Here is a 17,463-nt window from a genome sequence, read left to right as displayed (position 1 = left end):
GGTTTTTTATTTGAACTTCACAGTGACGTTGGCTGGTAGGTAATATCCCTTGCGATCGCGCAGGACGAAGCTTGGTGAGTTTGGATCCGGCTCTAACAGAGTGCGCAGCCTTTTTATCGATACATAAATGATATTGTCATGAACCGACGGATCGTAAGCGTAGCCCCAGATGTTTTCGACCAGATAGTTTTTGGTGAATCGAACGCCTTGGTTCTGTACGAATAGTTTTAGTAGATCAAAAAGGATGTGCTGATTTTTAAAATCCACTTCGCCTTTTGAACGGGATTTAATTTTAAAATTCACCTGATCAATGATCAGATCAGCTTCGGATGTGAATTGAGTCTCTTGTGCTAGTTGTGCTTTCACTGTGCGCAGGCGATGGGAGATGTCACCATCCAGGCCCTTCATGGCAAGGGAGCGATAAATCGTCGCTTCGTTCCGTTTTCCTTGCGCTTCGTAAACGGCCGCCATTTGCACCAGAATATAAACTATCAGGTAGTGCAGGGAGTTTTGTTGTGCCTTTTCATAGGCTTTCCAGATGGCATCTAACGCATCATCCGCTCGTTTTTCATCCAGAAAGACATGGCTTTTTACCACAAGACAGCTTGTGTGAATCTCTTCCAGTTGAAGTTCTTTGGTCAGAAGCAAAGCTTTGTCCAAATACTTCAAGGCCTCAATCGGGTCGCCTTTCATAGTAACGATGGCAAGTTCTTGCAATAGACGGGCGACGGTTTCCAGGTCCTGAGTGGCAGTACACTGCTCAAGGGCGTGCTGGAAATAGTGCTTAGCTAGATTATCTTCTCCCTGAGCCATTCGCCACAGGCCAATATTATGCAGAATTCTGCCGTGAACTGTGGAATCTAGATTTTCTTTTTCATAAATTTGCAGTTTTTGAAAGTGATTTTTAAACTGCTCGAGTTTTCCTAGCTCGGAGCTTGCCTGAATCAAAAATCGCACGCCGTAGAGCCAGCTGTTTAAGTCACCAATGACTTCGGATTCAGCGCAAATGAGTTCGGAATTATCGCAGGCTTCTTGGTAGTGCCCTCTTTGATAATTCAGCTTGGCCAGGTTGATGTTTGAACTCAGTTCGCTCAGCATGCTGAAGTAAATAGAATTCTGTCGGGATAACGTCAAGATCTTACAGAAAGTGAAATGAGAATTTAATAGAATTTGCGCGTAACATAAATCTAACTCGGCGTTGCTTAATCTGGGGCAAGTCACCAAAAACCTTTTGAATAGGCAGTGCGTTAAAGTGGATTTTGAGAGTGAAACCTGTGTCTCCATCCGATAACTTTTTTCGCCTATGTCAGCGAATCTTACACCACTCATGAAGCAGTACTGGGACATTAAATCTGTCCATCAAGATAAAGTTCTCCTATTCCGCATGGGGGACTTTTTTGAAATGTTCTTTGACGATGCAGTTAAGGCAGCGCCAGTTCTTGGTATTGCTCTGACTCAAAGAAACAAAAAATCAGCCGACGAAACTCCGATGTGCGGTATGCCTCACCACTCTGTGGCGGGTCCTATCAATAAACTTCTGGCACATGGCTTTAAAGTCGCGATCTGTGATCAGCTTGAAGATCCAAAAACTGCCAAGGGTATCGTTAAGCGTGGAGTGACTCGTGTCCTTACGCCGGGCATGGTTTACGATTCAGATACTTTGGATGGCACTAAGCCTCACTACTTGGTGAGTCTGGATCACGATTCTATCAGCTTCCTGGATTCAACAACTGGGGAAGCGTTCTTCTTCAAATCAAAAAATCCTTCCGAGCTTTTGCGTTTCGTACAGATTCTTCCAGTTGCGGAAGTTGTTATCGCGAAAGAGCACGAAGCCGTATTGACAGGTCTTGATGGTATTCTGATTTCTCATCACGAAGAGTTGATGGATTCCGCCAATGATCTTCTGGCGAAAGGTGCTCCGGCATCAGCAGCGCGTTTGTTAAGTTACGTTCTTCAGCTTTCTGGCGAGGAAGCTTTAAAAACTCTTTCTCCGTTTGTTGAAAGAGACCTTGAGCATCGTCTGGATATTTCCAGCACAACGCTAAGACACTTGGAAGTTTTCTCGACTTACAAGGGCGAAGGTTTGGGAAGTTTGTTTCATGCGATCAATCGCACACAAACATCTGCCGGCAGCCGCATGCTTCGTCAGTGGTTAAGCTTTCCACTTCGCGATGTGAAGGCTATTGAAAACCGTTTGGATTCAGTCGAGTTCTGGCGCAGTCACGTTTTGGAATTAAAGCGTGCTCGCCAAATTCTGGGACAAATGGGCGATATTGAACGCCGTCTGGGTAAAATCTCTCAACCTCAGTGCAATGGTCGTGATCTGTTGGCATTAGCTGGCAGCGTGCATGCGGGCCTCAGCGCCTTGGAAGTTTTTGTTCAAGCCAGCGGTTCGACCGCGAACTTCGAAAACTTGCGCAATCTGGCTTATAAAATCGAAAGAACTTTGGTTGAAGAACCCCCTTTGGCAACAAAGCAAGGTTACCTGATTCGTCAGGGCGTTTCTTCTGAGTTGGACGAGTTGATTGATCTTTCCACAAATGCTCAAGCACTTGTGGCTAAGATGGAAGCCGAAGAAAAAGAAAAAACGGGCATTTCGAGTCTGAAGATTCGTTACAACAACGTGTTCGGTTACTACATCGAGATCACGAATTCCCATAAAGACAAAGCCCCCGCGAACTATCAACGTAAGCAGACTTTGACGAATGCAGAACGCTATTGCACAGACGAATTGGTCGAGCTTGAAAGAAAAGTTCTTTCAGCGAATACGAAGCGTGCTGATTTGGAATTTGAATTCTTCGATATGCTTCGCAAAGAGATCCTGACTCAATGTCCAGCTTTGTTAACATTGGCTCACGAGTGCAGCGAGATGGATGTGATCTCAAGTCTTGCATGGTTAAGTCTTGAAGAAAAATATGCGCGTCCTCAATTTACAGAAAACAATTCCTTGCAGTTAAAAGCCAGCCGCCATCCAGTGGTTGAGCAAACTGTTAAAACTAATTTCGTCGCGAACGACATCGAACTGCATCCACATTCTTGCTTGTTGTTAACAGGGCCGAATATGGCCGGTAAGTCGACATTGATGCGTCAGGTGGCTTTGAATGCCATCATGGCTCAAATGGGTTCCTTCGTTCCGGCGGACGAAGCAAAGCTTCCGATCTTTGATGCGATCTTCACGCGTATTGGTGCAAGCGATCAGTTGTCAGAAGGACTTTCCACTTTCATGGTCGAGATGACTGAAACTTCAGCGATGCTTAAAAATGCGACTAAAAACTCTCTGGTAATCCTGGATGAGGTCGGTCGTGGAACAAGTACCTTTGATGGGATGTGTTTGGCACAATCCATCCTTGAGCATTTGCTAAGTGAAGTGAAGGCACTGACGTTCTTTGCGACTCATTACCACGAGCTAACAACGTTGGATCAAAGTTACGGCCAAATCACCAATTCCCACATGACTGTGGCGGAAAGAAACGGCGAAATCCGCTTCCTTCACACTTTGGTGAAAGGTCCAGCTTTGAAATCTTACGGGGTGCAAGTGGCAGAGCTTGCAGGCTTGCCGGCAACGGTTACTAAGCGTGCAAAAAGCCTGCTGCGTGAAATTGAATCCAAACGTGTTCAAGCCAGCAGTCAATTGTCACTCCTGGACCATGTTGAAGAATCACATGAAGCTTCGGCCGCAATTGCCGTGGAAGTTCCAGTGGTACCTGAAGGCGTTAAGTCTTTGATGAATGAATTGCAAAAGTATCCGCTGTTGCAGTCCAGCCCTATGGAGGTGATGAGTCAGGTTGCCAAGTGGAAGGAAATCGCAGAAAACACCAGCTTGCAATAGAGCTGGATTTGGCTGATCATTTTATCTATGGCAGCCAAGACGTTTCTCTCTAGTGAACAACTTGTTCAGGCACAAGAAATTCTAAATCCACCACTTATGACACCTGACGGAGATGTCCGCCAGGTGTTTTGTTTTTCAAGCCAGAATTTTTCCGCGTGGCTGGGAGCAAAGCTTGAAGAAACACTTAAAGCCCATCCTCAATGGCGCGACACTCATCCCATCATGCTGGGTTCCTGGGCTCGCGGCGAGCTTAGTCCAAAATCTGATATTGATATTTTGTTTTGCGGTGACGAAGACAAAGTGCGGGATTTCACCAATCTGCTTCAGGAGCAGGGGTTAAAAATTCGCTACCGTATGCCGGCAAATCCTTTGGATTGGACGGAAGGGGTTGAGGCGTTTGACGTTCTGGCGCTTTTAAAAGCGAAACCTTTTACTCCCGAAGGCGCACGAAAACTGTTCGAACAGCAAAAGCGCATTTGGTCCAAAAAGAATCTGTTCCGCAAGGGCTTGTTAAAGGCCGTTAAGGAAGAACGTAAGGCCCGCGAAAACAGATTCGATTCCATCACCAATTACCTGGAGCCAAATTTGAAATACGGACCGGGTGGTTTAAGAGATCTTGAGCAGGGTTTGCAGATCTATGAATTGTTCGCAGAAAGATTCACGAATCCCGGTCATGCGCTGAATGTTCTAAATTACTATCGCGACTATCTTTTGAGCTTAAGACAAAAACTTCATCTGGAAGGTCATGGCGACATTCTTTCCAGTTCCGCACAATTCGATCTGGGTAAATGGATGGGATTTAAATCCCATAAAGATTTCATGCGCAGTTTGCAGCGTGGATTGTCCCGGGTGAATTTTTATTCCGACTGGATTATTGCTGTCGCTGATGCGCCCGAAGAAGTGCTGAAAAAAATCGAACGCACGGAATTTTATAAGCCGGCAGATCTATTTGCGGCCTTGGAAAAAAATCCGGGTGTATTGATGCAAAAGAAAGTGCGCGAAGAGCTGGATCATCTTTTGCCGATCACACAATTGAAAAAACTTGGTAAACTTCGCGGCAAAGAACTTGATAATGTTTTGAACGTGAAATCCAAGGATGAGTATATTTTCAGCGTCTTTCGTTCGCGCCTGATTGACCGTCTGGTTCCTGAAATCACGCGTCTGGTGGGATACGTTCAGCACGATCAGTATCATCGTTATACTGCCGATTCGCACATACTACAGGCATGCCGAGAAATTAAAAGAGTCTTCGCTAAGCCTAAAGAGCTTGGCCCCCTGGAAGCTGTGGCAAAACAGCTAACAGCTTATGACTGGCAAGTCCTGACATGGTCTTGCATGTATCACGATCTTGCAAAGGGTCTTGATAGTGGTGATCACGCCGAAGTAGGCACCGATATCGTTGTTCGTGATTTCAAAGCTTTTGGCTTTACAAAAAAAATCACTGAGGACGTTAAGTGGATGGTAAAAAACCATCTGGAACTTTCCCAGGCAGCATTCCGAAAGAATTCAAAAGACCCCCGAGTCTGGCAAGAGCTTCATGATAAGGGTGTTCAGAAAAGCGCCTTAAGGCGCCTGGCGATCTTTACTGCCGTGGATATCAGAGCGACCAACCCCGAAGCCTGGAATGAGTGGAAAGCCCGCTTGCTGGCTGAGCTCGTCGCAAATCTTGAAAGTAAAAAAGCTCAGGACTATTTCACCTTCCGAACGCTAAAGGCTGAGAAGCATCTGCATATTCCAGAAGATGTGTACGAAGAGCTTGGGCCTGTGCTGGTTGATAGTTTGTCGATGAAAGATCTGGTTGAGGATCTAAAAAAGGCGGAAGACGCAAGCGAGTCTCTGCCGCCTAAAATTCTGCAAACCAAGCAGGGTGAAGTCTGGATTCGTCTGCATCAAAAACGGGATCGCAAAGGAATTCTGGCTGATTACGTCGGGCAGTTTTATTCCTTGGGATTGGGGATTCGTCATGCATCGATTCATACTCTGCCTAAAGTGGGAGTTTATGATTGGTTCCAAATCACCACTCAGAAAAACCTGAAAACGCTAGAGCAGCTTTTAAAGAGTTCTCAGCCGAAAACCAAAGAAGTTCCTGCGGTTAAGTTTGATAGCATTCAACTTATGAGTGCCCATGATAAAGAATGGGTGATCAGTTTCCGCGGTCCCGATCAGGCGGGATTGCTGGCGGCAGCGGCCAAAGCATTGAGCGAACTGAATGTCAGCGTGAAGTCAGCCCGTGTGCATACCTGGGGGCGCCAGGTGGATGATATTTTCATTTTAAAAGCCCAAGGTGAATCTCAGGAGTTGATGCGTTCCCTGCAGGAGAAGTTCAATCTCCCGCAAGACTAAATTAAGTTTTTGCGGGTTTGGAATTTCGTCCCAACCAGAAAACTAAAATAGCGATAAGAGTGCCAACGCTTAAGACCACGCACACACCCTGCCATTGGCCGGCATTCCATGCATAAGAGCCCAACAGTGAACCTAAGGCTCCACCCATGAAGTAAGAAAACATGTAAACGGTGTTCAGGCGACTGCGGGCATCCGCGCGCAGGGCAAACACACGGGTTTGATTTCCGATATGTGCGGCTTGAATTCCAAAATCCAGAATAAAAATACCAATAATCAAACCGACAATGCTGGCGCCAGAGCCCCACAAAATCAAAACAGAAAGTGCCAATACTCCCAGTCCAATGGCAACACCTGTGCGAGCGCCTTTTTTATCAGACACTCTGCCCACGACAGGAGCTGCCATAGCTCCAGCTGCTCCCAATAATCCAAACAGTCCCACTTCTTTTGCACCCATGCCGAAGTGAGGTGAAGACAGCAAGAAAATCAATGTAGCCCAGATAGAACTGAAGACGCCGAAGATCATCGCGCCCACAACTGCGGATTCACGCAGGATCGGTTCTTCCTTCACCAACTGACCAATGGATTTGATTAAACCCACATAAGAGCCACTATAAGTGACTTCACTCGCAGGCAGCATAAAGTAAAGACACGTAGCCAATACCGTCATCAAAGCGGCGGCAAAATAAAACACCACTCTCCAGCCGAAAAGGTCACCGATAAATCCAGCTAACGTGCGCGAGCACAGAATGCCAATCAAAAGACCGCTCATGATGATGCCGATGACTTTGCCGCGATTTTCATCGCTCGCCAGATGTGCTGCAAAGGGAATGATCAGTTGAGGGACCATGGTGAATAAACCAATCAACAAGCTCGCAGCTACCATGACCCATAGACTTTGCGCCGTCGCTGCAACCAGCAAAGCCGCAGTCACAGCCCCCGAAGTCAGAACGATCAGCTTGCGACGTTCAAACATATCTCCCATAGGAACCAGAAATAGCATCCCCAGGGCATAACCCACTTGGGTCAGGGTTGGGATGATGCCAACATCCTTAACGCTCACACCGAAATCCCGTTGTAGCTCGGCCAGCAGGGGTTGGTTGTAGTAAAGATTCGCAACACTCAGGCCCGTGGCGATGGCCATAATCCACACCGTGGTCGATGAAAGTTTATTGGTGGATGCTTGAGATTGAGTCATAGATGCGTGCCTGCGGGGTGTGAAAAGTAAAACACCCACTTTTTGGGTGGGTGTCTAAATAACTAGTTCGATTTTTTCTTAGGAGCGCCTGTGATCCCAGTGTGGTTGCGCCAGTTGTATGTGGGGTCAGTTTTGGTTCTGTTGTGCCAAGCTTCCCATTTTTTCTTAGGGAGCTTATGGGAGACGTTGCCTTTTTCGTCGAAGATATCTGGATCTTTGCCAACTAAAAATTCAAGTACGGATTTCATGATACCCATGTGAGCTGCTCCTTAAAATAATACAGGAGCCAGTATAATGCAGGATAACCTATGGGGGAATAGGAAATCCTGCTGATTAATGCATTGTATTAAGAGCGGGGATTTGCACAAACGTCGATGATATCAAGACCGCGCTCTTCTGAAACTTTGCCGGAACCCTTGTAGTGGTTAAAGCACTGTTGGGCTGCAACACGGTAAGCGTCTTCATAGCTCTGAGCTTGTTTTTTAATCTCAAGTGATTGTCCTGAAAGCTTGTATTTGAAAGTGTATTCCTTTTGAACTGCATCTTTAGAAATCCAAGCAAAAGAGCTGCAGGAATAAGCCAGTACGAAGATAGTTAAAAGTGCTTTCATATAAATCCCCCTTGAGATTTGTTATTGCCTTGTTACTGATAGGTAGAGCACAGGGCGTGCCAGAATATTGCGCATGGAGCCTAAAAATACCTTGGTAAGTATCTGAAATTCCTGATCTAATCGGTCTCAAATTGAAGCGCCTTCGAACCCTGTTCAATATCGAGACGGGTGACGTGAATGGTGCAACCCATGTTAACGGATTAGACAGGGAGTATAAGCTTATGAAAAGCTTTGTAGTGCGGTTTCTTGCAGTTCTACTATTGGTATCTGGCAGTCTTGCCTCTTACGCTCAAACCATCGTGATCAGTGATATCGACGATACAGTTCGTCCTCAGTACGTTCAGGATTTAATGGATTCTGCAAAGTATGCCTTCGATAAAGACAGTCTGTTTATCGGCATGAGCGAGCTTCTTCAGGTGATCGCAAAAGATGCTGATGCAAGCGTGTTCTATGTGACTCGCGCCCCGGAATGGCTGATGGCAAAAACTCACAAAGAGTCCTTAAAAAGAGGCCGCTTCCCTGCGGGAGTCTATTTCCCGCGCACGGTTCATTCGAAGGATAATCACAAATACAAGGTCATAGAAGAGATCATCGATCGCACCAAGCCTTCAGACGTCATTATGCTGGGGGATAACGGGGAGGCGGATCCTAAGGTCTATAACACGATGACGATGATGTATCCGGGGATTCGTTTTCATCAGTACATCCGTGACGCCTATAACACCCCCAAGTTCGGTGGTGAGGGAACTTCGCTTTACCTGGGCCAGCAGTTCTTCGTCACTCCTGTTGAGGTCGCTTTGGATCTGCAAAGACGGGGATTTTTGAAAAATTCTTCAGTTCGTTCTTTAGTTGATTACTTGGTACCACGAATTGTGGCAGAAAAGGGGAAACCTAAGCGTGGTGTGATGGCTTTCCCGTACTTTGTGGAATGCCGGGATTTTCTCTGGTTCTGGGATCAGGAGATTTCTGTTTACCCTTCGCTCTTGGATCTTAAAGCGAAGATCGAAAAACGCTGCAATAATTAATGATTTTAAAATACCAGCTGCCGCAAATTTATCAAAACCTCCTCCCGCGTGAAATTCTGCAATTTGAACCGCAGGAGACGAAGGCGACTTGCGACACCTGTGCTATGTCCAGACCTCGCGAAAAAGGCAAAATCCACTATCGCGAGGATTTGAAGTGCTGCACCTTCCATCCTTTCATTCCAAACTTCATGGTCGGGGCATTGTTCAGCGATCCCAATGCGACGGAAGCCCATCGTATTTTCCGCGCTAAAATGGCCAATCGTGAGTACGCTTTACCCATCGGTATGGTGGCTCCAGTAAAATTCCAGGTGGCCTTCAATAGCCGCGAAGAGGGTGATTTCGGTCAGCGTGAAGATTGGTTGTGTCCGTACTACAACAAAGAAAAACAAAACTGCAACGTGTGGAGAAACCGCGGCGTGGTTTGTACGACATTCTTCTGTAAAAGCTCTTACGGCGATCGTGGTATCGAGTTCTGGGATCACCTGAATAATTACCTATGGTATGTCGAGTTGGCTCTTTTAGAAGAGGCCTTGGTGATGTTGGATTTTTCGCCTCGTCAAACTATGGCGTTGTTGGATTATCACAACCGCACCGACGGCACCGCGGCCGAAAAGAAGTCCTGGAGTATGGACGAAAAGAAGCACAAAGAGCTTTGGAATGGTTACCACGAGGATCAGGAAGGTTTTTACAAAAAATGCTTTGAGATCGTGTCAAACTTGGATAAAAAAGCCTTTCACGAAATGATCGGGGAACAAGGTCAATCTTTAGAAGAAACCCTGTTCGAGATCCTGCCCACGTTGAAAGTGATTTAAGATGTCTACAATCCAAGAACGCCAACAAAAAATCATCTCTGACTTTTCCGCATTCACTGATTGGGAAGACCGCTATAAGAAAATCATCGAAATGGGCAAAGCCCTTCCGGAAATGCCGGAAGCTCTTAAAACCGAACAAAACATCGTCAAGGGCTGTCAGTCCCAAGTGTGGCTTCATGCTTCAATAACTGAAGATGGTAAAATGCTTTTAGTCGGCGACAGTGATGCATTGATCGTAAAAGGTCTGGTAGCATTGCTACTGAAAGTTTACTCCGGCTCAACGCCGTCTGAAGTTCTAATGACTCCCCCAGAGTTCCTGCGCGCCTTAGGCTTCGAAGGAAACCTATCCCCAAGCCGCGCCAACGGCCTGCACTCAATGCTAAAACAAATCAAACTCTACGCAACCGCCTTCGATTACATGTTGAAAACCCGATAGGTCGCGCCGAAAGGTACGGACACACTTTTGGTAGCAATAGTGTGTCATAGAATCATAGGTTGCAGCGGAGCTTAGGGTACGCCGGGATGCGAAGCGCGCGTTAATAGATGGCGAGCGCCTTAGGATCGTTGGGGTGTCGAGCGAGGTGTCCTTGAAGTGAGTGTCAGGATGCCGAATATCCCTATTGTTATGACATGAAAAACAATGAGCTGGGTTTGGTTGAAGAAGACATCTGGGAAGCCGATATAGGCAATGAGTTGTGATATGGAGACTATTAAAAAAAGGATTTTCCCCCAAACTTGCTGTCGCCACAATCCCATTGATGCAAGCAAATCAAAAATAGCCAGATAAATAATCCAAATCTTCCAAGTGTTATTCATTTCGCTATACTTCAAGCGTAGGTCTAATAGATCCGCCATATGCAGAAGGCTTCCAATGAAATAAAAAATGGCTAGCACTCGAAGATAGATTTTCATATTTAAGACGGTATCGCTTGCCTATCGGTTATGTCAAAACTCCTCATTATTAATGTATTAACTGTTCACAAATATTTGGGATTGTTGACTGCCCAATAAAATGAGTCGCTGAAAGAAGTAGGAGATGAACTTTTTCTTGCAGGATATTCATATCTACATCCGATTCGGATGCGGCAGCGCGGTGGAAAGTTGTTAGGTCACAGAGCTGAAGAGACACTTTTGGTACCTAAGTTCCATTCTGCTTTAACGTAGTCCATAGTTGTACTTCCATCGCTTGTTTTAAGGAATCAATCTCAAGGATTATTGCTTTGAACACGGATTCAGAGGTCTTTCTGTCAATGGCAGTAAGGCCATTTTTACCACTATTCAGAATGAGTGGAGCAGTGTTGAGTTCTGAGTTGTTGAAATAAGAAATATCAATACCTTGATAGCCCTTGAAAAAAACCTCTAGCTGTTCTTGAGTTTCAGCACTTGGAAACCTTTGCCAGTAAGCCTTACTGACTAAGCTTAGATAATTTAAACGAACCATGATATCGCCTGTATAATTCTTATCGGCAGGAAGTGCTGGATAGGGACCGCGGGAGTAATCAGCATAGGCCTGCATTTTTACTTTTAGGGCGTTGCTATATATTTTTACTTCCGCTGCCAGGCGATTCTTATTGGTCCATAACCCTTCAAAAATGGAATAAGGATCAAGTAACGTAAAATCATCGACATCACCACGAGAGAACACCTCTGGATAGCCATAAGTGCCTATGTACTGCAAAGTGAACTGCTGTAATTGAACGGCACGATTTTCATCAAAACCAATTAAATGAGAGAACTCATGGACCAATAGCGAGACAATTTGATTTTTGTAGTTCGCTGTCGTCAGTTTATTCTGAAGTTGAAATGTGCTGATGCAAATCTGTGGAGGATTTTGAAATGCCACGGCATCTTTATCTGTCGTTCCATCAAAGCAGGGTTTTTGCAAAAGTACTTGTACAGGTACTTTTTGCACCACAGTTAAAAGATCAGCCAGTTCATTTTGCGATAAGGGAGCGCCGAATTTAAGATTTGTCCATGAGGAAATAAGAAGAGGGATGTCTCTTTTATAGTCATCTATCACTTTTGAAAGTTGGATAAAAGAAACCTCTGAGCCGCTATTTGTATCTCCGCCATTGCCAATACGAACTGTCGTTGCAAATACTTGCAGGGAACCAAGTAACAGCAGAACGGTTAAGCTTAAAAACCATTTCATGTATAAATCTCCACTTTGCGCTTGATATCTATTCGTCGCATTTTTCCCAAGTATTACCATCATTGGAAATATTTAAAGTTTTAATGGTCTGCCAGGTTTCTTTAGTTTCTTTCGTGACACGGTCAAATTTAGTAATTTTCGTTTGGAGGTCAATTTGATATTCACCTACACAAGCAGCCGTGGAACTTGCATTCGGTTTTTTGATGATGGTTCTAACGTTTTCTTTCTTGAACCCTTGTTCGATTGTTTTAATCCTATCAAGGCCTAGTGCAAGTGTCTGAGACACCACTAAGAGTGTGCTTAAAAATACCATTACTATTTTCATTCTCTGTTCTCCTTAGCCATTTTTAAGACTATTCCACTCTGGACTGAATATCTGTTAAAGTGCGACTTGCGGGGATTGCACTTAAGTTCACCTGGTAGACCTTGGCTCCCGTTATGTCTTTTGATGTGTACTTACTCGACAGGAAATTAATAAATTGATCCACGTCTTGTTGAAAATCCAGATATTCTTCTTCTCGAAGAGTCGTAAAAAACGATTCAAATTTTCTTGATTGTGGGGGTAGAGCAATAGCTTCTTGAGCTTTTACCAAGCTTCGGTTGTGGAAGGTTTGTATTGCTATATTTCCAAGTTCATCTGGTATTCTCAATGTGTCTTCAGTAGATCTCCAGCATTGATCCTTTTCCTGATACGCAGCAAGGCCGCAGGACTGAATGTTATTTAAGATATCTTGAGCTTCTGCTTCGGATATCGAAAATGTATGAGCGATATATTTCGTTGTGCATGTCAGGCTCTTCATATTCAGAAGAACTTGTACTCGGGGAGTTATGGGGTTCGAAAGATACTTATAGACATCTCGGACTTGAGTCCCTGTTTGCATCTTATTGAGCTTTAAAATCTTTTGGAAATGGAAATCTTTGTTCTGAAAGGTAGTAGTATGTGCATAATGAACCAGGTGTTCGAAATACTCGGATTCTGTAGCGTTGAGTTTTAAAGACTTAAGCATGTGCGGAATCGAGTCGATGCCTAAGTTGCGTTTTCCTACCATCACTAGCTGAATGAAGCTGCGACTTTTAAAGCCACATTGCAAAGTCCAAGTGCCATAGGAAAAACCACGAATATTCGTTTTATTATAGTCGTACCAAGCCTGTAGAAACTGGCGGTAATCGATGTATGAAAATATAGATGGCTTGGCCGAACTTGTCTTCATGCTGTCTTCCTTTAGGGGATCGCCGGAATACAACATGGCTAAAGGGTGTCTGTACATGGTTTCTGCAAGTCACTGTAAATACTACCGTCTTCCGGTTTGGAAGACGGAATGTGAAAAGACGCATCGCCAAGAAATTGCATCTGCAGAAGACACCTGGATATAAAGCCCCACAACAACTATACCAAATCTAATAGGGAGATTTACATGAAGAATTTGACGAAACTGGCCGTTGCAATGGTCCTTACGATGGCATCTGTTCAAAGCATTGCGGCCCAAATAAAGATGATTCCTGGAATACAGCCAGAGGCGATTGCTATTACCAGAATCCGCGCATTGTATGTTAACGAAGATGTTTTATCCTTGGTCCAATACGGAATAGAGGCACAATATCAAATCGCAAGCATCACTTATCTCGAACACGACCTTTATAAAGTTTCTGTTAGACGTTATCAGCCGGGCCAAACGTGCCAGCAAGTGATCGTGTTAAATGCTGCCGATGGCGCTGTGTCCGCTATCAAAAAAGCAAAATGTGAATAACAGGGACTCAGCTCATGAAACTAGTACACTTGATCTCAATGCTGACAATTCTTAACTCGACAGCTTTCGCAATATCCGTAGGTCAAAATTATGGAAATCCAAATCCTGAGATGACGTGCGGCTTTCGAATCAAGAAAGCCACGGCAGAGTACGTTTTTGCCGAGGCTATTAATAATCCCACGACAGGGCTGCAATGCTCTTTGAAGTACGAAATGGCACTGCTTTGCAATGGTTCAACCTGCTACTCGGAAAAGACACATGATGACGAACCGCCAGGTTATAATTACCGCCTTCAACTCAAAATTATTTCAGAATCTCAGTTTACTCTGACCCAAGAAGTTCTTCCAGGAGGCTGCCGTTTTTCCGGAGTAAAGGAAATGGAGCATTTTTGTCAGCCGATAGGACTTGGAACACCTTTGCGTTTCATTTACGAAAACAACAGGGAATCAATAGTTCCGACCAGATTTAGTTCGCAGATGCAAAATGGAGAGTCGTCCTGCCAACAATCTCTTAATGCTTCTCTTCGTGAAAGCATTAACAAGTGTAAAGCATTTGGATACAAGAGTTGTAACGAGGTGTATTCCAGAATCCTCAAGACATGGAATTGCACGGCTATTTCGATCGTTGAGGGTTCTAATTGAGAAATAGTTAATGCGCTTCGATTTCTGCTTAAAACCGCTCGTTTTTGATGTGTTATCTGTTCACAAATATTTGGGATTGTTGACTGTAAAATAAAATCGATCGCTGGAAAAGGTTAGGAGATGATTCAATTCTTGCAGAATCTTCATCTCCACACCCGATACGGGTGCGGCATCGCATTGTTAGTGCATCTGTGAGAATAGTCAGACTTATTTCATTTTACAGGCTTCGACATCTGCCGCGCTTACCGAAACACCTTTAACGGATTTTCCCTCGATCAAAGGATCTACGCAGTCCTTCCAAAGTTTCTTTTTGGCTTTGGGATCGCCACCAACGAAACCTGCAGCTTCGCAGGCTGCTTTAATTTTTTGGCAAGGACCTGTTTTACCACCATGGCCCGCTCCGCCGCCATAGCCAGAAGGATTTGCATTGGCTAAGATTGAGGTAAGCAGAAGAGTAGTGGCGATTGTGATTTTCATAATTTTCCCTAAATAAAAAGGCAATCCACATCGGATTGCCTTTTTTTGAAATGAATCAAGTAAGTCCGTACCTTAACCATGACACACCATTGCTACCAAAAGTGTGTCCGTACCTTTTGCGTCTTAAACAGTGGCGTGAACTCGGTGAGTGTCGTCCATGTCGTCTAGGTAGTTTAGGAATTCTTCGACGTCTTTTCTTTGAGCGTCGTTTAGTTCCGTGATGTTTTTTGCTTTGTAAGACAGTTCAGACTTAGTGATTTTCCAACCGCGTTTGATTAATGCATCGCGAACGGCATCAAGCTCAGTTGCGCCTGTGTAGAACTCATAAGAACCTTCGTCTTCGCCAGGACCAACTTCGTTAGCGCCAGCTTCGATCGCTTCTTCATCTGGATCGAAAGTTCCAGCTTTAACGCCTTCCAAAAGACCCACGTGTTCGAACATCCACGCGACGGAGCCAGTCTCGCCCATATTGCCTTCGTGAGATTTGAAAGCGTGGCGCATGTCTGGAGCTGTTCTGTGTTTGTTGTCTGTTTGGCATTCAACGATCACACCAACACCATGAGGACCGTAACCCTCGTACATCAACTCTTCGATGATTTTGCCATCGTCCAAAAGGCCTGCGCCTTTTTTGATCGCACGATCAATTGTATCATTCGGGCAGGATACTTTTTTAGCAGCATCGATTGCCAAGCGAAGACGTGCATTGGCAGCCGGATCAGGGCCTCCAACTTTAGCTGCGACTTGAATCTCGCGCGCTAGTTTTGTGAATATTTGACCCTTTTGTTGGGCTTTCTCTACTTTACCTGCGGTTTTCCATGATTTTCCCATGAGAGGAATTTCACCAAATCACGAAGTATTTGGCAAGCGAGGGAGCTGCATGTAAAACGCTTCCTATGTTGACCTTTGATATCGCCGACGTTTGGACCAAAATTAATCAGATTGAGCAGTCTTGTGAGGAGGCCTTTAAGCTAAAGACCCCTTATTTGGCTCCAAAGGATCCAAATCGTGATATTGACTTGCTGCATCCAAAATACCACCCACCCAAAAAGGGATTTTCCACGATCGAAGGCCAAGCCCGCATGTTGCACGATTTGGCCAGTATCGAACTTCAGGCTATGGAGCTTGGGGTAAGAACCCTGTCTGAGTACCCAGATGCACCCGAGGGTTTTAAAGAAGAGCTTGTTGCGGTAACAGTTTCTGAAGCTCAGCATCTGCGCATGTGCCTGGAGGGCATTGAAGCCCTGGGATTTAAGTGGGGAGACTGGCCGGTGCATGCGGCTCTTTGGTATGCGGTTGCACCCGAAGACACGCTTTTGGACCGTATTTTGATTGTGCATCGCTATCTTGAAGGCAGCGGGCTTGATGCCGGGGATACGTTGATTCGTCGCCTGGAAGGAACTTCAGGTAAAGAGTCGATTCAAAAGATCGTAAAGCAAATCAATTTTGAAGAAATAGGTCACGTGGATTTTGGTTCGCGCTGGTATCGTGAAATCTGCAGACAAAATAAAATCGATCACACTGTGGATTTCCCAAAGCGTATGGATGACCTTCGTCATCGCCTTCCGAAACGTGTCGAGCCGATCAATCGCGTTCTTCGCGGTAAGGCTGGGTTCACCGATGAGGAAATTCAGTATTACGAAAATCTTCGTCTGGATTTTATCAATCCACTGGCTGCCTCTGCACAGAGATAGCGATTGTCGCGCGCCACTTATAGTAGGCGGTTTTGGAGCGGTAATAATCCCTGTGTGGATTGAAACAATGACATTCAACCCCTCACTGTTACCATGAGTGGATGAGGCGGATTTTACTTTGGGGAGCCATCGGGCTCCTGGCGCTAATTTTTCTATCCGAATCCCAGGCAGCAACCCGTTGCGAGCGGCACTATGTCGTGGGACTTATCAACACTCCGCCAGTATTTTTTATGAAATCCGGAAAAAAGATGGGATTAGGTTATGAGTTATATCAGGAAATCTTAAGCCGTCTCGGTTGTCATCAGACTGAATTTGTGGGGAGTGTTCCAGGTGTACTGGCTGCATTTTCTAGGTACCAAATTGATGTAATTGGTCCCTTGTCTAGTAAACTGAACTTGAGTAACAGCGTATTTGTCGATCTATGGTCTGCCCGGCGTAAAATGGCGATCAGAAAAAACAAGGTTACTTCCGGAATCAATGACTTTAAACATTATCTTAAAGACCCAAAAGTAATTTTCGGGGCGCTGATTGCTGGAAATTTTTACTTTACAGACAAGGAGAGAAGCCTGTTGGAAGCTCAAAATCGCTTGCGAAGTTTTGCAAATACCGAAGATTTAATACGGGCACTGCTTGAGGGTCGCATCGACGCTATTATTGCAGGAGACATTATTTTTGCGCACTACTTAAATGAACAGCGGGAATTTCGTCAATTACATTTCGCTGAAGATAATGAAGGTCAGAAAATGACTTGGGGTTTTTTTCTTTCAAAAAGACGCCTTAATGCTTTAGAAATGAAGAGCATGGTTAATGTGCTGACTCAAATGAAAAAAGAAGGTGTTGTTGACAGACTCCTGCGTAAATACACCACATTGCAGATAGGGCGTGATCCCAACGGTGGTACTGGCAAAGGTTCGGAGGTTTTGACAACCGGCAAATAATG

The 17,463-nt window shown here is 45.0% G+C and carries 17 protein-coding genes; 8 read left to right on the top strand and 9 right to left on the bottom strand.

Annotation, left to right across the window (positions count from 1 at the left end; translation table 11 throughout):
- Positions 1–6: 6 nt before the first annotated feature.
- A complete protein-coding gene (locus ACLVWU_RS09825) occupies positions 7–1,098 on the bottom strand; it encodes a winged helix-turn-helix domain-containing protein (protein WP_413574513.1) in 1,092 nt (363 codons plus the stop codon).
- A gap of 205 nt (positions 1,099–1,303) precedes the next feature.
- Between ACLVWU_RS09825 and mutS the strand changes: the two genes are divergently transcribed.
- Together mutS and ACLVWU_RS09815 are read left to right on the top strand one after the other, a co-directional pair.
- On the top strand, positions 1,304–3,829 hold the full coding sequence (gene mutS / locus ACLVWU_RS09820; protein ID WP_413574512.1) for a DNA mismatch repair protein MutS: 2,526 nt from the start codon (positions 1,304–1,306) through the stop codon (positions 3,827–3,829).
- A gap of 27 nt (positions 3,830–3,856) precedes the next feature.
- A complete protein-coding gene (locus tag ACLVWU_RS09815) occupies positions 3,857–6,172 on the top strand; it encodes an HD domain-containing protein (RefSeq protein WP_413574511.1) in 2,316 nt (771 codons plus the stop codon).
- 1 nt (position 6,173) lies between these two features.
- On the opposite strand, the gene ACLVWU_RS09810 is transcribed toward ACLVWU_RS09815, so the two are convergent.
- The 3 genes from ACLVWU_RS09810 to ACLVWU_RS09800 form a co-directional block, all read right to left on the bottom strand.
- Positions 6,174–7,367, bottom strand: a complete 1,194-nt coding sequence (locus ACLVWU_RS09810; RefSeq protein ID WP_413574510.1) for an MFS transporter — start codon at positions 7,365–7,367, stop codon at positions 6,174–6,176.
- 62 nt (positions 7,368–7,429) lie between these two features.
- Entirely contained in the window at positions 7,430–7,624 is a 195-nt protein-coding gene (locus ACLVWU_RS09805) for a hypothetical protein (protein WP_340597355.1), read from the bottom strand.
- A gap of 89 nt (positions 7,625–7,713) precedes the next feature.
- Positions 7,714–7,977 (bottom strand): hypothetical protein, encoded by a 264-nt coding sequence (locus ACLVWU_RS09800; RefSeq protein WP_413574509.1) that lies wholly within the window; start codon positions 7,975–7,977, stop codon positions 7,714–7,716.
- A 221-nt stretch (positions 7,978–8,198) separates the two neighbouring features.
- Here ACLVWU_RS09800 and ACLVWU_RS09795 point away from each other — a divergent pair, with 221 nt between their 5' ends.
- From ACLVWU_RS09795 to ACLVWU_RS09785, 3 genes are read left to right on the top strand one after another with little or no spacing between them, the layout of a single operon-like run.
- Entirely contained in the window at positions 8,199–9,002 is an 804-nt protein-coding gene (locus ACLVWU_RS09795) for a phosphatase domain-containing protein (protein ID WP_413574508.1), read from the top strand.
- Positions 9,002–9,814 (top strand): hypothetical protein, encoded by an 813-nt coding sequence (locus ACLVWU_RS09790; RefSeq protein ID WP_413574507.1) that lies wholly within the window; start codon positions 9,002–9,004, stop codon positions 9,812–9,814. Before ACLVWU_RS09795 ends, ACLVWU_RS09790 begins: the two co-directional genes overlap by 1 nt.
- Before the next feature lies 1 nt (position 9,815).
- Complete coding sequence (locus ACLVWU_RS09785) at positions 9,816–10,250, top strand: SufE family protein (RefSeq protein ID WP_413574506.1); 435 nt, start codon at positions 9,816–9,818, stop codon at positions 10,248–10,250.
- 702 nt (positions 10,251–10,952) lie between these two features.
- On the opposite strand, the gene ACLVWU_RS09780 is transcribed toward ACLVWU_RS09785, so the two are convergent.
- Genes ACLVWU_RS09780 through ACLVWU_RS09770 form a run of 3 tightly spaced genes read right to left on the bottom strand, consistent with a single transcriptional unit; the run spans position 10,953 to position 13,177 of the window.
- The gene (locus ACLVWU_RS09780) at positions 10,953–11,966 is read right to left on the bottom strand and encodes a hypothetical protein (protein WP_413574505.1); all 1,014 of its coding nucleotides are present in this window, start codon (positions 11,964–11,966) and stop codon (positions 10,953–10,955) included.
- A gap of 28 nt (positions 11,967–11,994) precedes the next feature.
- Positions 11,995–12,291: a hypothetical protein gene (locus tag ACLVWU_RS09775; RefSeq protein ID WP_413574504.1), complete on the bottom strand. Its 297-nt coding sequence runs from the start codon at positions 12,289–12,291 to the stop codon at positions 11,995–11,997.
- Between the two features lie 28 nt (positions 12,292–12,319).
- Entirely contained in the window at positions 12,320–13,177 is an 858-nt protein-coding gene (locus tag ACLVWU_RS09770) for a TIGR02147 family protein (RefSeq protein ID WP_413574503.1), read from the bottom strand.
- Between the two features lie 204 nt (positions 13,178–13,381).
- Here ACLVWU_RS09770 and ACLVWU_RS09765 point away from each other — a divergent pair, with 204 nt between their 5' ends.
- Entirely contained in the window at positions 13,382–13,714 is a 333-nt protein-coding gene (locus tag ACLVWU_RS09765; RefSeq protein ID WP_413574502.1) for a hypothetical protein, read from the top strand.
- Between the two features lie 848 nt (positions 13,715–14,562).
- Here ACLVWU_RS09765 and ACLVWU_RS09760 read toward each other — a convergent pair.
- Positions 14,563–14,832, bottom strand: coding sequence for a hypothetical protein (locus tag ACLVWU_RS09760; RefSeq protein ID WP_413574501.1), 270 nt, complete (start codon positions 14,830–14,832; stop codon positions 14,563–14,565).
- Between the two features lie 123 nt (positions 14,833–14,955).
- Positions 14,956–15,660 (bottom strand): YebC/PmpR family DNA-binding transcriptional regulator, encoded by a 705-nt coding sequence (locus ACLVWU_RS09755; RefSeq protein WP_413574500.1) that lies wholly within the window; start codon positions 15,658–15,660, stop codon positions 14,956–14,958.
- Between the two features lie 65 nt (positions 15,661–15,725).
- Here ACLVWU_RS09755 and ACLVWU_RS09750 point away from each other — a divergent pair, with 65 nt between their 5' ends.
- On the top strand, positions 15,726–16,523 hold the full coding sequence (locus ACLVWU_RS09750; protein WP_413574499.1) for a DUF455 family protein: 798 nt from the start codon (positions 15,726–15,728) through the stop codon (positions 16,521–16,523).
- Positions 16,524–16,753: 230 nt separating this feature from the next.
- A complete protein-coding gene (locus ACLVWU_RS09745) occupies positions 16,754–17,461 on the top strand; it encodes a hypothetical protein (RefSeq protein WP_413574498.1) in 708 nt (235 codons plus the stop codon).
- Positions 17,462–17,463 lie beyond the last annotated feature (2 nt).

Source organism: Bdellovibrio sp. HCB290 (assembly GCF_047305925.1).
Lineage (GTDB): Bacteria > Bdellovibrionota > Bdellovibrionia > Bdellovibrionales > Bdellovibrionaceae > Bdellovibrio.
Note: the sequence above shows the minus strand (reverse complement) of the source record. Positions and strands in the feature narration are given on the sequence as shown.

Coding starts and splice junctions, on each gene's coding strand:
- ACLVWU_RS09825 (WP_413574513.1), bottom strand. CDS start 1,098: ATGCTGAGCGAACTGAGTTCAAACATCAACCTGGCCAAGCTGAATTAT.
- mutS (WP_413574512.1), top strand. CDS start 1,304: ATGTCAGCGAATCTTACACCACTCATGAAGCAGTACTGGGACATTAAA.
- ACLVWU_RS09815 (WP_413574511.1), top strand. CDS start 3,857: ATGGCAGCCAAGACGTTTCTCTCTAGTGAACAACTTGTTCAGGCACAA.
- ACLVWU_RS09810 (WP_413574510.1), bottom strand. CDS start 7,367: ATGACTCAATCTCAAGCATCCACCAATAAACTTTCATCGACCACGGTG.
- ACLVWU_RS09805 (WP_340597355.1), bottom strand. CDS start 7,624: ATGGGTATCATGAAATCCGTACTTGAATTTTTAGTTGGCAAAGATCCA.
- ACLVWU_RS09800 (WP_413574509.1), bottom strand. CDS start 7,977: ATGAAAGCACTTTTAACTATCTTCGTACTGGCTTATTCCTGCAGCTCT.
- ACLVWU_RS09795 (WP_413574508.1), top strand. CDS start 8,199: ATGAAAAGCTTTGTAGTGCGGTTTCTTGCAGTTCTACTATTGGTATCT.
- ACLVWU_RS09790 (WP_413574507.1), top strand. CDS start 9,002: ATGATTTTAAAATACCAGCTGCCGCAAATTTATCAAAACCTCCTCCCG.
- ACLVWU_RS09785 (WP_413574506.1), top strand. CDS start 9,816: ATGTCTACAATCCAAGAACGCCAACAAAAAATCATCTCTGACTTTTCC.
- ACLVWU_RS09780 (WP_413574505.1), bottom strand. CDS start 11,966: ATGAAATGGTTTTTAAGCTTAACCGTTCTGCTGTTACTTGGTTCCCTG.
- ACLVWU_RS09775 (WP_413574504.1), bottom strand. CDS start 12,291: ATGAAAATAGTAATGGTATTTTTAAGCACACTCTTAGTGGTGTCTCAG.
- ACLVWU_RS09770 (WP_413574503.1), bottom strand. CDS start 13,177: ATGAAGACAAGTTCGGCCAAGCCATCTATATTTTCATACATCGATTAC.
- ACLVWU_RS09765 (WP_413574502.1), top strand. CDS start 13,382: ATGAAGAATTTGACGAAACTGGCCGTTGCAATGGTCCTTACGATGGCA.
- ACLVWU_RS09760 (WP_413574501.1), bottom strand. CDS start 14,832: ATGAAAATCACAATCGCCACTACTCTTCTGCTTACCTCAATCTTAGCC.
- ACLVWU_RS09755 (WP_413574500.1), bottom strand. CDS start 15,660: ATGGGAAAATCATGGAAAACCGCAGGTAAAGTAGAGAAAGCCCAACAA.
- ACLVWU_RS09750 (WP_413574499.1), top strand. CDS start 15,726: ATGTTGACCTTTGATATCGCCGACGTTTGGACCAAAATTAATCAGATT.
- ACLVWU_RS09745 (WP_413574498.1), top strand. CDS start 16,754: ATGAAATCCGGAAAAAAGATGGGATTAGGTTATGAGTTATATCAGGAA.